Annotated in this window: 16 protein-coding genes; 7 read left to right on the forward strand and 9 right to left on the reverse strand. The window is 60.5% G+C overall.

Annotation, left to right across the window (positions count from 1 at the left end; all coding sequences use genetic code 11):
• Positions 1–198 precede the first annotated feature (198 nt).
• A complete protein-coding gene (gene tal / locus ASG55_RS25230; RefSeq protein WP_041477315.1) occupies positions 199–1,125 on the forward strand; it encodes a transaldolase in 927 nt (308 codons plus the stop codon).
• A 214-nt stretch (positions 1,126–1,339) separates the two neighbouring features.
• Here tal and rssC read toward each other — a convergent pair whose 3' ends face one another.
• The 3 genes from rssC to ASG55_RS25245 all read right to left on the reverse strand — a co-directional run bounded on the left by rssC (position 1,340) and on the right by ASG55_RS25245 (position 4,037).
• On the reverse strand, positions 1,340–1,822 hold the full coding sequence (gene rssC / locus ASG55_RS25235) for an anti-sigma factor antagonist RssC (protein WP_003226553.1): 483 nt from the start codon (positions 1,820–1,822) through the stop codon (positions 1,340–1,342).
• Positions 1,822–3,003 (reverse strand): two-component system response regulator RssB, encoded by a 1,182-nt coding sequence (rssB, locus tag ASG55_RS25240; RefSeq protein WP_041477317.1) that lies wholly within the window; start codon positions 3,001–3,003, stop codon positions 1,822–1,824. Before rssB ends, rssC begins: the two co-directional genes overlap by 1 nt.
• A gap of 344 nt (positions 3,004–3,347) precedes the next feature.
• Positions 3,348–4,037 (reverse strand): MlaA family lipoprotein, encoded by a 690-nt coding sequence (locus tag ASG55_RS25245; RefSeq protein ID WP_016775470.1) that lies wholly within the window; start codon positions 4,035–4,037, stop codon positions 3,348–3,350.
• Between the two features lie 199 nt (positions 4,038–4,236).
• On the opposite strand from ASG55_RS25245, the gene ASG55_RS25250 reads away from it, so the two are divergent.
• Both ASG55_RS25250 and ASG55_RS25255 read left to right on the forward strand, forming a co-directional pair.
• Positions 4,237–4,857 (forward strand): phosphatase, encoded by a 621-nt coding sequence (locus ASG55_RS25250; RefSeq protein WP_056791481.1) that lies wholly within the window; start codon positions 4,237–4,239, stop codon positions 4,855–4,857.
• A 108-nt stretch (positions 4,858–4,965) separates the two neighbouring features.
• Positions 4,966–5,232 (forward strand): DUF4404 family protein, encoded by a 267-nt coding sequence (locus tag ASG55_RS25255; protein ID WP_056791483.1) that lies wholly within the window; start codon positions 4,966–4,968, stop codon positions 5,230–5,232.
• A 187-nt stretch (positions 5,233–5,419) separates the two neighbouring features.
• Here ASG55_RS25255 and queF read toward each other — a convergent pair whose 3' ends face one another.
• Entirely contained in the window at positions 5,420–6,250 is an 831-nt protein-coding gene (queF, locus tag ASG55_RS25260) for an NADPH-dependent 7-cyano-7-deazaguanine reductase QueF (protein ID WP_056791486.1), read from the reverse strand.
• A 61-nt stretch (positions 6,251–6,311) separates the two neighbouring features.
• A complete protein-coding gene (copI, locus tag ASG55_RS25265) occupies positions 6,312–6,845 on the reverse strand; it encodes a copper-resistant cuproprotein CopI (protein ID WP_056791490.1) in 534 nt (177 codons plus the stop codon).
• 166 nt (positions 6,846–7,011) lie between these two features.
• Between copI and ASG55_RS25270 the strand changes: the two genes are divergently transcribed.
• Positions 7,012–7,692: a heavy metal response regulator transcription factor gene (locus ASG55_RS25270; protein ID WP_056791492.1), complete on the forward strand. Its 681-nt coding sequence runs from the start codon at positions 7,012–7,014 to the stop codon at positions 7,690–7,692.
• Complete coding sequence (locus ASG55_RS25275; RefSeq protein ID WP_056791495.1) at positions 7,692–9,038, forward strand: heavy metal sensor histidine kinase; 1,347 nt, start codon at positions 7,692–7,694, stop codon at positions 9,036–9,038. The genes ASG55_RS25270 and ASG55_RS25275 overlap by 1 nt, the downstream gene beginning before the upstream one ends.
• A 119-nt stretch (positions 9,039–9,157) precedes the next feature.
• Here the strand turns inward: ASG55_RS25275 and ASG55_RS25280 are convergent, their stop codons facing one another.
• From ASG55_RS25280 to ASG55_RS25290, 3 genes are all read right to left on the reverse strand, one after another.
• Positions 9,158–10,402, reverse strand: a complete 1,245-nt coding sequence (locus ASG55_RS25280; protein ID WP_056791498.1) for a lipoprotein-releasing ABC transporter permease subunit — start codon at positions 10,400–10,402, stop codon at positions 9,158–9,160.
• 63 nt (positions 10,403–10,465) lie between these two features.
• Entirely contained in the window at positions 10,466–11,164 is a 699-nt protein-coding gene (gene lolD, locus ASG55_RS25285) for a lipoprotein-releasing ABC transporter ATP-binding protein LolD (RefSeq protein WP_024013628.1), read from the reverse strand.
• Positions 11,157–12,407 (reverse strand): lipoprotein-releasing ABC transporter permease subunit, encoded by a 1,251-nt coding sequence (locus ASG55_RS25290; protein ID WP_041477329.1) that lies wholly within the window; start codon positions 12,405–12,407, stop codon positions 11,157–11,159. Before ASG55_RS25290 ends, lolD begins: the two co-directional genes overlap by 8 nt.
• A 94-nt stretch (positions 12,408–12,501) precedes the next feature.
• On the opposite strand from ASG55_RS25290, the gene ASG55_RS25295 reads away from it, so the two are divergent.
• Positions 12,502–13,083, forward strand: a complete 582-nt coding sequence (locus ASG55_RS25295) for a PilZ domain-containing protein (RefSeq protein ID WP_016775478.1) — start codon at positions 12,502–12,504, stop codon at positions 13,081–13,083.
• A gap of 14 nt (positions 13,084–13,097) precedes the next feature.
• Positions 13,098–13,820 carry a glycerophosphodiester phosphodiesterase gene (locus tag ASG55_RS25300; RefSeq protein WP_056791501.1) on the forward strand — a complete coding sequence of 241 codons (723 nt, stop codon included), beginning with the start codon at positions 13,098–13,100 and terminating at the stop codon, positions 13,818–13,820.
• Between the two features lie 42 nt (positions 13,821–13,862).
• On the opposite strand, the gene sthA is transcribed toward ASG55_RS25300, so the two are convergent.
• A complete protein-coding gene (gene sthA / locus ASG55_RS25305; protein WP_016775479.1) occupies positions 13,863–15,257 on the reverse strand; it encodes a Si-specific NAD(P)(+) transhydrogenase in 1,395 nt (464 codons plus the stop codon).
• Positions 15,258–15,435: the final 178 nt, after the last annotated feature.

Here is a 15,435-nt window from a genome sequence, read left to right on the forward strand (position 1 = left end):
TGGGCGACCGGCCTGTTCACAGGTCGGTTGCTTTGAACCTGTGGGCTGTTTTGGCATCGTATTCAGCGACACCGCGCCCCGCCTTTCAAACAATCGTTTTCAGGTTGTTGCCGCAGGGGCCATCGATCCACCAATGCACCCTTGAGTGCCCGCCAGCGCTCGGGTAATGTCTTCAGACCCATAGGATAGAGCACGCCCATGACTTCCAAGCTGGAACAACTCAAACAGTTCACCACCGTGGTTGCCGACACCGGCGACTTCGAAGCGATCGCCCGAGTCAAACCGGTCGACGCCACCACCAACCCTTCCCTGCTGCTCAAGGCTTCGGCCATTCACGGTTACGCCGAACTGCTGAACGATTGCGTTCGCGACTGCAAGGGCGATGTAGGCCTGGCCAGCGACCGTTTCGGCGTCGCAGTGGGCAAGGAAATTCTCAACGTGGTTCCGGGCCGCATCTCCACCGAAGTGGATGCGCGCCTGTCCTTCGACCAGGATGCGATCCTCAAGCGTGCGCATCGCCTGATCGAGCTGTACGACAAGGCCGGCGTCGGCCGCGACCGCGTGCTGATCAAGATCGCCTCGACCTGGGAAGGCATCCGCGCCGCCGAGATCCTCGAGAAGGAAGGCATCCAGACCAACCTGACGCTGCTGTTCTCCTTCGCCCAGGCCGCCGCCTGCGCCGACGCCGGGGTGTTCCTGATTTCGCCGTTCGTGGGCCGCATCTACGACTGGTACAAGAAGGCCAACGGCAACGACTACACCGGCGCCGATGATCCGGGCGTGCAGTCGGTGACGCGCATCTACAACTACTACAAGGCCAACGACTACAAGACCGTGGTCATGGGCGCGAGCTTCCGTAACATCAACCAGATCGAGCAACTGGCTGGCTGCGATCGCCTGACGATCAGCCCGGAACTGCTGGAGAAGCTGGCCGCCGATACCGGCAAGCTGGAACGCAAACTGGCGCCGGGCAATGCCGGTGAAGCACGCCTGAGCCTCAACGAAGCGCAATTCCGCTGGTTGTCCAACGAAGACGCGATGGCCACCGAGAAACTGGCTGAAGGCATCCGTCAGTTCGCCCGCGACCAGGAGAAGCTGGAAGCGTTGCTGCAGGCCAAGCTGTGATTTGAGTCTGTAGAACGCAAAAAGGGCGAACCTGTGAGGGTTCGCCCTTTTTCATTTGCCTGCACTGATAAATGTATCGACCGACCCGACGCCATCGCGGGCAAGCCCGCTCCCACAGGGTATGTGGAGAACCTAAGTTTGAGGTTTCACGCGATCATTGTGGGAGCGGGCTTGCCCGCGATGAGGCCAGCCCAGACACCATCAATTCATGAGGTCAGTGTCTTTCCAGGGCATTGACCAGATCATGAAACGCTTCACGATTGGAATCGTTCAGGCCCATGAGAATCTTGTGCGCTTCCAGCACCTTGATTCGCACCACTTCCTCGGATTGGTCCTGATCCGGCAGGTCGTCCAGGCACTCCGGGCACGGCACCGGGTGGTTGACGATGTTGAACACCTGCTCGAAGCCCATCGACTGCAAAAGCCGAGTGATGTCTTCGTGGGTGGTGACAACCGTCGGCAACAGGCCGACCTTCTGCCGCGACAGGATCGACAGTTTGGCCAGCAGGCCGAGGGTGGTGCTGTCGATGCTGCGGGTTTCGGTCAAATCGATCACGATCGCGTTGAAATTCAGCGCGGTGAAGATTTTCTCAATAGTCGCATCCAACGCCGAACACAGGGTCAGGCGAACTTCACCGACGAACTTCAGGACGAAGGTGCCGTCCTGCTCGGCGAACTGGATTCTACCGGTACTCATTAAAGATTCCTGCTCAACACCAACAGGGCGATATCATCCGGCATCTCCCCTAGCGTGGCCAAACCAAACACTTGCCGCAGACCATCCAGGCTGCCGCCCGCCGACTTCACCCGTTCGGGCAAAGCAGCCTCTTTTTCTTTGAGCGTTGCTTCCGGCAAAAGGTCCAGAATGCCATCAGACATCAGCGTCAGGCTGAACGTCGGCGGCAGCTCAAGCACGTGGTCTTCGTAGGTGGCTTCGTTGAAAAGCCCCACCGGCAGACCACGGCCTTCGAGATAACGAACACTGTCAGGCGTGTACAACACAGGCAAAGGCAGATGGCCGCCGATGCTATAGGTCAACAAACCGGTCTCCTCGTCGATGACTCCACCGACCATTGTGACGTGTTTACCCAGCTTACAACTGATCAGCCCCCGGTTGATATGACCGAGCACTTCCGAAGGTTTGAACTCCGGCAAGGTACCGCTGCGTTTTGACTCGAAGAGCAAACGCGTGGTCATGAACTTCAACAGCACGGTGACGAAGGCTGATGACGCGCCATGCCCGGAAACATCCGCCAGATAAAACGCGACCCGGCGCTCGTCAACGCGGAAATAGTCGACAAAATCACCCGACAGGTACAGCGACGGGATGATCTGGTGGGCAAAGTTGAATTCGTCGATGCTCCACGGGCTTTCCGGCAGCATGTTCATCTGCACCTGGCGACCGGCGTTCTGGTCTTCCTGGAGCAGGTTCAGGCTGGCTTCAAGCTCGCGGTTGGCCTTTTCCAGCTTCTCGCTGTAGCGCTGGTTTTCCAGCAGCAGCCGCGCACGATCCAGGGCCCGGCGCACGGAGTGCTCGAGCACAGCCAGATCTTCGAGAGGCTTGATCAGGTAATCCGCCGCACCAAGGCGCAGGGCCTCGACTGCGTCGTTCATCACCCCGGCACCCGAGACCACGATCACCGGCGTCTCCGGTGAGCGCTCGGTAACCTGACGGATCAGTTCGAGACCGCCCATCTGCGGCATGCGCAGATCGCAGATGACCAGATCGGGCTCGTCTTGCTCGAATACCTGAAGACCCTGTTGACCGTTGCCGGCCTGCAGGACGCTGAAACCACTGTCTTCCAGATAGGCCGCGAGGCTCGCGCGCACTACCTCGTCATCATCGATTATCAGCAGCGTGGCACTGGTTTTTGGCATGTGGGCAAACGGCGCCAGAATTAGGTTGGCGTAGTGAGCGGGGCAACGGCCCTGCGCAGACTACTGGATTCGCTTTCTAGCCTCTCTGTTGCAGCGCTTTCAAGCATTCGCCTGGCGCGCGGTTTTAAACAGAGGTGCCCTTCTAAGGCGCAGACGGTACTCCCATCCGCAGAGCGTTTCAAGCATGCGCCGATTGTCGCTTGACGACTTTGTTTGTCAAATCACCGGGAGTTATAAGAACCGCTCCAACGGTAACCCGATGGAAGGTAGTGGCAGTCGCAGGCGACGCTCTGGCGCGGACAAAAAAGGCGACCCGAGGGTCGCCTTTCTGTCGCCGGTCGAAATCAGAAATCGTCTTCGACCTGACCGTCCTTCACCTTGAACTCGCGGTTCTGCAGGTAAGCGTTGCGGATGAAGGTGTATTTATCGCCGCTGATCAGCTTTTCGCTCGACAGCAGGCTGGCGCGAGTGTCAACGATGTTCAGGCCGAAGATCGAGTTGCGCGTCGGCACGTGGTCGATGTAGCGGTACGCGCCGGTGAAGCTGTCGACATATTTCGACGGTGCGTCACGCAGGGTGCTCGGCCCCATCAGCGGCAGCATAACGTACGGGCCGCTGCCCACGCCCCAGTAACCGAGGGTCTGACCGAAGTCTTCGTCGCTGCGGTTCAAGCCCATCTTGGTGCCGACATCAAAGAAGCCGAGCAGACCGAAGGTGGTGTTGAAGATCAGTCGGGCGGTATCAACGCCCGCCGCAGCCGGTTTGGCCTGGAGAATGTTGTTCGCCAGGTTGGTCACGTCACCGACGTTGCGGAACATATTGTGAATGCCGTCTTCAACGAACTGCGGGGTGATGAACTCATAACCCTGGGCCAGTGGCTTCAGCGCGTAGGTGTCAACGAAGTCGTTGAACTGGAAAATCGGCCGGTTGACGCTTTCCCAAGGGTCTTCTTCGGTGGCCGCCTGGGTGGCGAACGGCGCCAGCAACAGGCTGGCACATACACTTAGCTGAGTGAGCGAAGGGCTCCAGCGCATAGAAAAACTCCTTGGATTCGATACTGGCGCGGTCCTCTCGGCCCGGGCATTAAGGCCGCTAGTATAAGCGTAAACGGCGATTTGGGCAGTGCGCCGCTGCAACGATATGCAGGAAGTTTCCTACGCAGGCTTTCACCCGCCTGTCATGCAACTGTCACCCCAGTGCCTTAGTCTTGAGCGTTATTTCAGGGACGTTGCCATGACTCACGCCGAAACCTTGCCCGTCGCCGCGCCCGGCCTGACTGCCGTGCTGTTCGGCCTGAGCGGTTGCCTGGTGGATTTCGGTGCCCGCGCCGCGCGAGAGCTCAACGCCCAGCCGGAACATGCCAAAACTACACCGGGCGCACTCGATAGCCTGAAAAGTTTGCAGCGCCAGGGAATTCCCTGCGCGTGGCTCGACGAATTGCCCCCTGCCCTCGCTCAGCCACTGGCCGCGTCGCTGCCGGACTGGATCAAACCGACGCAACATTCAGCAACAATGAATCCATGGCCAGCGCCCAACGCGTGCTGGCAGGCGTTGATGAGTTTGAACATCGACCGCCTCGACGGTTGCGTGCTGGTCAGTGGTGAGCCGCGCCTGTTACAGGCCGGTCTGAATGCCGGGTTATGGACGATTGGCCTGGCGTCCTGTGGCTCGCTATGCGGCCTGAGCCCGAGCGAGTGGCAGGCGCTCTCGCAAAAGGAACGCGAAAAGTTGCGCGGCAAGGCAACCGTGCAGTTGTTCGGCCTGGGCGTGCATTCGGTAATCGATCATCTCGGCGAACTGGACGCCTGCCTCGCCGACATCAGCTTGCGCCGCGCCAAAGGCGAAAAGCCCTGACCGGCGTCATGCAGGTTTACCGAGAGTGGATTAATCTAAAGGTCAGCCATAGACCTTTGGCGCGCGGCTGCGGTCAATGCCAGTGCCTATTGATAAAAGGAAACCACCATGCCCGCCCGACGAGAACTGCAGGATCAGCTCAACACCTTGCGTGATCAATTGGAGCAGAACCCGCCTCTGTCCGAGTCTGAACGTGAAAACTTACACCGGTTGATGGCGCAGATCGAAGCAGAAATTCAATTGGAAAATCAGCTACAGGACAACAACCTGGTGGACGGGGTGAACCTTGCCGTGGAGCGCTTCGAAGTCGAACACCCGGCGATCGCCGGCACCCTGCGCAACATCGTCAACGCGCTGGGCAGCATGGGCATCTGACGCCCCGCCGCACAAAAAAGCCCTGCCAGCGATGGCAGGGCTTTTTCATTTGCAAAATGTGCATGCAAGCCCTTGAGGGAGCGAGCCTGCTCGCGAAGGCGTCGTGTCAGTCGACATCATCGTTTAATGACACACCGCATTCGCGAGCAGACTCGCTTCCACATTGGATGTCGCACATTCAGGATCTTTATTGACGTACGAGCCGATGATTCGGCAGTTGTACGCTTTCGGTACTGCGATACGGATTGATATCCAGCCCACCCCGGCGAACGTAACGTGCAAACACGGTGAGCTTTTCAGGTTTCAACAACCGCTGCAGATCGAGGAAAATCCGCTCAACGCATTGTTCATGGAAGTCCGAATGCTGGCGGAAGCTGACGATGTACTCCAGCAGGCTGGCGCGATCCAGCGCCGCGCCGCGATATTCCACCACGACGCTGCCCCAGTCCGGCTGGCTGGTCACCGGGCAGTTGGATTTGAGCAGGTGGCTGTGCACGCTCTCCTCGACCACGCGCGAATTGTCGCAACGCAGCAGCTCCGGACGCGGATGCTCATAGTTGCTCACGCTGATATCCAGATCGTCGATGCACACGCCCGGCAACGCCACCACGCCTTCGGCTTCGACGTCCTTCAGACTGCGAACCCGAACGCCCACAGGTTTGCCGGCAGCGGCGGACAGATCCTTGACCAGCGTCGCTTGCAATATGGCAACGTCGGCGAACGGCGTCTGGTTCAGCGAGTTGAGGTAGAGCTTGAACGACTTCGATTCGATGATGTTCGGCGAGTCCGCCGGGATGCTGAATTCAGCGATCGCCACCACCGGTTTGCCCGAGGGCAGCAGCCACGACAGCTCGAAGCAGTTCCAGAAATCCACGCCTTTATACGGCAGGGTTTCGGCGGTCAGGCCCAGCTCGGCCCATTTCGCGGTGCGCGGAATCGGGAACAGCAGGGACGGCGTGTAGGTGGCGATGTATTCGCTGGATTTGCCCAGCGGCGAATGTTCGGCTGCGGGATGCATGGCGGAAACCTGACTGAAGAATCAGCGGATTCTACCAGCCTTTGCCCGCGCCTTTGAGTGCTTACTGACTGACTGTCAGTTTGCCGACCATGCCGGCCTGATAATGCCCGGGGATATTGCAGGCAAACTCGAGCGCCGTGGCCTTGCTGAAGGTCCAGGTCAACTCGGCGGTTTTACCGGGCTCGACCAGCACGCTGTTGGGGTCGTCATGCTGCATGCCGTGGCCCATCGCCGCGTGATTCATGCCCGCCATGTCGTGGGACATTTCTTTCATGCCGGTAGGCGTAAGCATGCCGCTTTGCTGCATCTGCAACATTTCCTGCTGGTGACTGGCATGCATCGCCGCATCACCGAGGTTGAATTCATGCAGCAACTGGCCTTTATTCACCAGTACAAAGCGAACCGTCTCACCGGCCTTGACCTGTATGGCTTTCGGGTCGAAGTTCATGTCGCCCATGACGATTTCGATACTGCGCGTAGCCTGGCTCGCCGCTGCCGGCTGGCCGAAGGCGAAGGTGTGCGCGGGTGCCGCCCAGGCTGGCGAACTCAATGCCAGCAGACAGGTGGCTATTTTCAGCGAGGTGCGCAAAAACATGGTCGTACTCCAACGAGACAAGGTTCAGCCTGTGGGAAACTCTAACCACCCAGTGCTGGCATCGACCTGACAGGCAGATTACAACTTTGTCAGCTTGGCGCTTATCGCCGGATCTCACGGTATAACGCCCTCGCCCTTTTTCATCCCGAAGCAGCCCGAGTCGCCCATGAAACTGTTGATCGTCGAAGACCAAGCGAAAACCGGCCAATACCTGCGTCAGGGCCTGACCGAGGCCGGATTCAATACCGAGCTGGTGGCCGATGGCATCAGCGGCCAGCAACTGGCCTTGAGCGGTGACTACGCGCTGTTGATCCTCGATGTAATGCTGCCCGGGCGCAGTGGCTGGCAGATTCTGCAAGCGGTGCGCAGCGCTGGCCTCGAAACGCCGGTACTTTTTCTCACCGCCAAAGACGCCGTGGAGGACAGGGTTCAAGGCCTCGAACTGGGCGCCGACGATTATCTGGTCAAGCCATTCGCCTTCTCCGAATTGCTCGCCCGGGTGCGCAGCCTGTTGCGACGCGGCAGCGCAATCGCCCAGGAAACCAGCCTGCAACTGGCCGATCTGCGCCTGGATCTGATCCGCCGCCGGGTCGAACGCAGCGGCCAGCGCATCGACCTGACCGCTAAGGAGTTCGCCCTGCTGGAAATGCTCCTGCGCCGCCAGGGTGAAGTGTTGCCGAAGTCGCTGATCGCTTCGCAGGTCTGGGACATGAATTTTGACAGCGACACCAACGTCATCGAAGTGGCGATCCGCCGCTTGCGCCTGAAGATCGACGATGACTTCCCCAACAAGTTGATCCACACCGTGCGCGGCATGGGTTACGTGCTCGAAGAGCGTTCGCTGTGATGCGTAGCCTGTCCTTGAGCACGCGCCTGGCGCTGTTGTTTGCCGCCTGCACTGCGGTGGTCTCGCTGTTCGCCGGGGTGCTGTTCGACCGCGCCAGCGAGGCGCACTTCATCGAACTCGATCAGCAACAACTGGAGACGAAACTGATCGGCCTGCGCCGCGCCTTGCAGGATCTCCAACCTGCCCAGCGCGAGGCGCGGCTGGCCGATGAACTCAGCCGTCAGGCCGATCTGTCGTTGCGCATCACCAGTGGCGACGGGCAGCACTGGTATGACAGCTCGGTGCAAATTCCGAAGAATCTGCCCCTGCAAACCGGCCTGTCTACCATCAGCCATGACGGCACCGATTACCGCGTGCTGCGCGCCCCGCTCTACCCGGACACAGCGGATTCGCCACAACTGACGCTGCTGCTGGACATCACCCATCACCAGCATTTTCTTACGCGCATGCAGCATCTGATCTGGCTGACCGTCGGCCTGTCGGCGCTGGCCACTGCCGTGCTCGGGGCCTGGGCCGCGCGTAGCGGTCTGCGCCCGTTGCGGCGGATGAGCGCGGTGGCCCGTGGGATTTCTGCGCAATCGCTGAATGCCCGACTGCCTGAAGAGAAGATGCCACCAGAGCTTGCAGAAATGGCCTACAGCTTCAACGCCATGCTCGCACGCCTCGACGACTCGTTTCAGCGCCTCTCGGCGTTCTCCGCCGACATCGCCCATGAGCTGCGCACGCCACTGTCGAATCTGCTGACCCACACCCAGGTCACCCTCACCCGCCCTCGGGCACTGGAGGATTACCGCGAAGCGCTGCACAGCAACCTCGAAGAACTGCAATGGATGGCGCAACTGGTCAACGACATGCTCTACCTGGCCAAGGCTGACCACGGCTTGCTGATGCCCAAGCGCGAACCACTGGAGCTGGCGGATGAGGCCGACATGTTGCTGGAGTTTTTTGCGCCATTGGCGGAAGACGCTGGCGTGAGCTTGAGCCGTGAAGGTGAGGCGCGTATCGAAGGTGATCGCGGCATGTTGCGCCGGGCGTTGTCGAACCTGCTGGATAACGCGCTGCGGTTTACCCCGGCCGAGGGGTACGTTCGCTTGAGCATCGTCGACGAGGCGAAAGCTGTGCGCGTTTGCGTCGAGAACAGTGGCGAGGGTATTTCCGCGCAATTACTGCCACGTCTGTTCGACCGCTTCTATCGAGCGGATCCGGCGCGGCAGGAAGGCAGCAGTGAGCATGCGGGGTTGGGGCTGGCGATTACTCAGTCGATCGTGCGGGCGCATGGCGGGCAGATTCATTGCGAATCTGAAGCGGGTTGGACGCGGTTTGTGATCGAGTTGCCTCGGACCTGATCGTTCCCACGCTCTGCGTGGGAATGCAGCCCGGGACGCTCCGCGTCTCTTCAAGAGCCGAACGCAGAGCGTCCTTTGAGGCATTCCCACGCAGAGCGTGGGAACGAGCATGGAGTCGCTTACGAATATCTCAGCGCATGCGCCGGCTCAATCTTCGCCGCTCGCCACGCCGGATACACCGTCGCCAGGAAGCTCAGGATGAAACCCGCCGAGCAGATCAACAGCACATCCCCACCCTGCAGTTCCGAGGGCAGGTTGCTGACGAAATACACATCCGAACTGAAGATGTGCTGCCCGGTCACACGCTCCACCCAGCCGACCAATTCACTGACGTTAAGCGCGGCGATAACGCCCAGCACGCCGCCAATGATGGTGCCGACAATACCGATCACCGTGCCCTGCACCATGAAGATCGCCATGATCTGCCGGGGCGTGGCACCGATCGTGCGAAGGATCGCGATGTCGGCGCCCTTGTCGTTCACCACCATGATCAGCGTTGCGATGATGTTGAACGCCGCCACCGCGACGATCATCAGCAACAGCAGGCCGATCATGGTTTTTTCCATCTTCATCGCGCTGAACAGGCTGCCCTGGGTGTGAGTCCAGTCGTCAGCCTTGAAGTCAGCGCCGAGGCCACTGGCGATGTCCGCAGACACTTTCGGTGCCGCGTACAGATCCTTGACCGCCAGCCGCACGCTCTGCACCTGATTCGGCTGCCAGTGCTGCATGGTCGCGGCATCGGCGACATGGATCAGGCCCATCGAGCCGTCCAGCTCGGCGCCGACCTTGAACACGCCAACCACATTCAGGCGCTGCATGCGCGGGGTGATACCGCCCGGCGCGGTGCTGACTTCCGGGACGATCAGAGTGATCTTGTCGCCGACATTGAGGCGGAAACGCCGCGCGGTGATTTCACCGATCACCACACCGAACTCACCCGGCTTCAAGGCATCCAGACGACCCTGGACGATGTGCCGGGCAACGATCGACACCTTGCCTTCCTGGGCCGGATCAACGCCGCTGATCTGAATTGGCTGCATCGAACCCTTGTAGGAAAGCATGCCTTCCATCTCTGTGAACGGCACGGCGGCCGTCACTTCGGGATTTTTCATCGCAGCCGCAGCGACCGGCTGCCAGTCGTCGATCGGCTTGACGCCAACGATGGTCGCATGGGGCACCATGCCAAGGATGCGCGAGCTCATTTCGCGCTGAAAGCCGTTCATCACCGACAGCACCACGATCATCGCCAGCACGCCGAGGGCGAGGCCGATCATCGAGGTCATCGAAATGAACGAAACAAAGCGATTGCGGCGCTTGGCGCGGGTATAGCGCGTGCCGATAAAGATCGATAACGGTCTGAACATTCGCTGGGGCACCGTATAGAAATAAAAGACCCGGCACCGTTACGGGCGCCGGGTTTCAGCCAGTCAGATGGGGGTCAGGCAACCTTCCTGCAACTGCAGGACGCGGTCCATCTGGCGAGCCAGGTTCATGTCGTGCGTCACCACCAGGAACGCCGTGCGCATCGAAGTGCTCAGCTCCAGCATCAGATCCTGAATGCCTTCGGCGGTATGCAGGTCGAGGTTGCCGGTTGGCTCATCGAGCATCACCAGCCCCGGGTTGTTCACCAGTGCACGGGCAATGGCCACGCGCTGACGTTCGCCGCCGGACAGCTCGGCCGGTTTGTGTTCCAGACGATGGCCGAGACCGACGCGCTCCAGCAATGCCGTGGCACGCTGGCGCGCCTCCGGGATGGCGGTCTTGCCGATCAACAGCGGCATGCAGACGTTTTCCAGCGCGGTGAATTCCGGCAGCAGGTGGTGAAACTGGTAAACGAAACCAAGCGCGCGATTGCGCAGCAGGCCCCGCTTCTTCTCGCTCAACGCCGACAGTTCTTCACCGTCGAGCCAGACGCTGCCCTTGCTCGGCGTATCGAGGCCGCCGAGCAGGTTGAGCAAGGTACTTTTGCCGGAACCGGATTTACCCACGATCGCCACACGCTCGCCCGGGTGCAACTCCAGTTGCAGGCCGGCCAGCACTTGTACCGACTCAGGCCCCTCCTCGTAGGACTTGCCCAGGTTACGGCAGCTCAGAATTGCTTGTTCACTCATGCCCGACTCACTCATAACGTAACGCCTCCGCCGGCTGGGTGCGCGCGGCACGCCAGGCGGGATACAGGGTGGCGAGGAAACTCAGGACCAACGCAGCGGCGCAGACCATGACGACGTCCTGGCTCTGTACCTGCGAAGGAAGATAATCAATGAAATACACGTCAGCATTAAGGAACTTGTGGCCGATCAGCCCTTCAAGCGCCGAAATGGCCGCACTGACATTCAGTGCCGCGAGGATCCCGACCACCGCGCCGATGGCCGTGCCGACCACGCCGATCACCGTGCCCTGAACCATGAACGTGCGCATGATCGTGCCCGGAGTGGCGCCGAGGGTGCGCAGAATGGCGATGTCGCCCTTCTTGTCGTTCACCACCATCACCAGCGTGGAAATGATGTTGAACGCGGCGACGGCGACGATCAGCAGCAACAGCAGCCCGATCATGGCTTTTTCCATGCGGATCGCCTGATACAGGTTGCCGTGGGTGCGGGTCCAGTCGCGGGCGTAGTAACGATCTTCGCCGAGCTGCTGGGCGATGTTCCACGCCTCACGCGGTGCCTGGAACAGGTCGTCGAACTTCAGCCGCAGGCCCTGCACCTGATCGGCTTTCCAGCGGTGCATTTTCGCCAGATCCTGCAGATTGGTCACGCCGAGGTAGCCGTCGAGCTCACCGGCACCGACATGGAAAATCCCGACCACGGTGAAGCGCTTCATGCGCGGGAACATCCCGGCCGGGGTCACGCTGACCTCCGGCGCGACGAAGGTGACCTTGTCACCGATGCCGACGCCAAGCTTGGTCGCGGCCTTGTCGCCGATGACGATGCCGAAGCTGCCCGGTGTCAGGTCGTCGAGTTTGCCCTGCTTCATGAAGTTGTCGATGATCGACACATTGCGCTCGAGCGCAGGATCAATGGCATTGAGCAACACTTTGGAAACCTGGCCGTTGTTGGTCAGCAGGCCCTGCATCTGGGTGAACGGCGCCACCGCCGTCACCTGCCGGTTCTGCCTGACCTTGTCGGCTAGGCTTTGCCAGTCGTTGATAGGCTCACCGGTCTCGAGAGTGGCGTGGGGCACCATACCCAGCACGCGGGTGCGCATCTCATGGTCGAAGCCGTTCATCACCGACAGCACGACGATCATCACGACCACGCCAAGGGCGAGCCCGATCATCGAAGTCAGGGAAATGAATGACACAAAATGATTGCGACGCTTTGCACGGGTATAACGCGTGCCGATAAATACGAAGAGAGGTCTGAACATGTCGGGGCTTGTTCGGAGGGAAAAGGAACGTCCTTGTGGCGGGGGTCGAAAACCAGCTTTACACTCAGACCACCGCCGCTACCATGGGTTCGCCATGTCGACATTAGATGAAGAAGATCGCCGCGAATACTACCGTATCGAGGACACGATCGCACTGGAAATTCGGCCCCTGTCCGCTCCCGAAGCCGCAGGCCAGGAAGTGTTGCAGGATGCTTCCCCACTGTTCAACCTGCTCAGCGAACTGCACCTGAGCGAATTCGAGTCGCAGCACCTGTTGCGACAGATCAGCGAGCGCGACCGCGCCATCGCGGCGTTCCTCAAATCGCAGAACAAACGCATCGACCTGCTCAGCCAGGTAATCGCCCTGACGGTGCTCGGACACATCGGCGAGCCGCAGCCGGTGATCATCTCCGAGGGCGGGATCGACTTTCAGTACCCGACCCCGATTGCCACCGGCGCGCACCTGTCGGTGAAACTGGTGCTGATGCCGCAGGCGCTTGGCCTGCTGCTGCGCGCCCGGGTCACCCATTGCGATCCCAAGGGCGATGGCTATGACGTCGGCACCGAGTTCGAGCGCCCGACCGATGCCCAGCGCCAGTTGCTCGCTCGCTACATTTTGCAGAAGCAGGCTCAGGAACGCCGTCTGGCCCGCGAACAGAACGAATCTGGCATTTAACTTAAGGAAGCACCGTGACCCTCATCTACGGCCACCGCGGCGCCAAGGGCGAAGCACCGGAAAACACCCTGAGCAGCTTTCAGGAATGCCTCAAGCACGGCGTGCGCCGCTGCGAACTGGATCTGCACCTGTCCAAGGACGGCGAGCTGATGGTCATCCATGACCCGACGCTCAAGCGCACCACCGACCGTCGCGGCAAAGTCGTCGAGCACACCGCCGCCGAACTGGTGACCTACGACGCACGCAAGGGCGGCCCGGGCTGGATCCAGCCGTGCCCGATTCCGACGCTGGAGGAGCTGTTCGAGCAATGTGATTTCGAGCACTGGCAGCTGGAAGTCAAAAGCGCTTCACGCACCCGCGCGGCGACTACCGTGCTGGCGATTCGGGAAATGGCTCAACGGCATGGCCTGCTCGACAAGGTGACGATCACCTCGAGTTCACGGGAAGTCTTGAAGGCAGCGCTGGACCTGGTACCGGACGTATCCCGTGGCCTGGTGGCCGAATACGCCTGGCTCGATCCGTTGAAGGTGGCGGCCAGCTACGGTTGCGAAATTCTCGCGTTGAACTGGACGCTGTGTACGCCGGAACGCCTGCAGAAGGCGCAGCGTCAGGGCCTGCATGTGTCGGTGTGGACCGTCAACGAGCCTGCACTGATGCGCAGACTCGCCGACTTCGGCGTTGACAGCCTGATTACAGACTTTCCCGGTTTGGCCACTGCCACCCTTGAGAATTGCTGAAATCGGTCTCCCCGGCCGGCTCAGGCCACCGGCCGGAGCCCGTCAAAAAAGCCGGTTGAGGCCGTCGTACGCCGCGACCCGATAGGCTTCGGCCATGGTCGGGTAGTTGAACGTGGTGTTGACGAAATACTTCAGGGTGTTCAGCTCGCCCGGCTGATTCATGATCGCCTGACCGATGTGAACGATCTCCGACGCCTGATAACCGAAGCAATGCACGCCGAGCACTTCCAGCGTCTCGCGGTGGAAGAGGATCTTCAGCATGCCTTGCGGCTCACCGGCAATCTGCGCCCGCGCCATGCTCTTGAAGAAGGCCTTGCCGACTTCGTACGGCACTTTGGCCTGGGTCAATTCCTGCTCGTTCTTGCCGATCGAGCTGATCTCCGGAATGGTGTAGATGCCGGTCGGCACGTCGTTGACGAAACGCCAGCTGCCATTGTCGACGATGCTGCCGGCGGCAGAACGACCCTGGTCGTGGGCGGCACTGGCCAGGCTTGGCCAGCCGATCACGTCACCGGCGCCGTAGATGTTCTCCACGCAGGTGCGGTAGTTCTGGTCGACTTCGATCTGGCCACGGCTGTTGACCTTGACCCCGATGTTTTCCAGACCCAGCGTGTCGGTGTTGCCGGTACGGCCGTTGCACCAGAGCAAGGCGTCGGCCTTGATCTTCTTGCCGGATTTCAGGTGCAGGATCACGCCGTTGTCCACGCCTTCGACGCGGTCGTACTCTTCGTTGTGACGCACGGTGATGTTGTTGTTGCTGAAGTGGTAGCTCAGCGCCTGGGAAATTTCCGAGTCAAGGAAGCTCAGCAACTGGCCACGGTTGTCGACCAGTTCGACCAGCACACCCAGACCACTGAAGATCGACGCGTATTCGCAGCCGATTACCCCAGCGCCGTAAACGATCAGTTTGCGCGGGGTGTGACCGAGGCTGAGGATGGTGTCGCTATCGTAGATACGCGGGTGGTGGAAATCGATGTCCGCCGGGCGATACGGGCGCGAACCGGTGGCGATGATGATGTGCTTGGCCACCAGCTTCTCGACCACGCCGTTGCCGCAAACCACTTCGATGGTCTGCTCGTCGGCGAAGCTGCCGGTACCGAAGAACACGTCGACGCGGTTACGGGCGTAGTAGCCGGTGCGCGATGCGACTTGTTTGGAAATGACTTTTTCGGCGCTTTTCAACACGTCCGGGAAGGAAAACCAGCGTGGCTCGCCGATCGCGCGGAACATCGGGTTGGTGTTGAACTGCATGATCTGCCGCACCGAGTGACGCAGTGCCTTGGACGGGATGGTGCCGAGGTGGGTGCAGTTGCCGCCGACCTGACGACGGCTGTCGACCATCGCGACCTTGCGCCCCGCTTTGGCGGCGTTCATTGCCGCGCCTTCTCCCGCCGGGCCGGAACCCAGTACCACCACGTCGTAGTTGTAGACAGCCATGCGTACTCCTCAGAACAGGCCGCGGTGCCAGCAGCACCGGCGGCTAAATCACGCCGAACGGCGGCGCGAAGGAACAATTGGGGGCCAGTGAAGAACCCGGACACAGTCTATAGAAGCGTCAACGCCGCGCACATTAACCCTTGGTCGCGTCGTAGGCTACTTTTGCCTGCACTACAAC

Source organism: Pseudomonas sp. Leaf434 (assembly GCF_001425545.1).
Classification (GTDB): domain Bacteria; phylum Pseudomonadota; class Gammaproteobacteria; order Pseudomonadales; family Pseudomonadaceae; genus Aquipseudomonas; species Aquipseudomonas siliginis.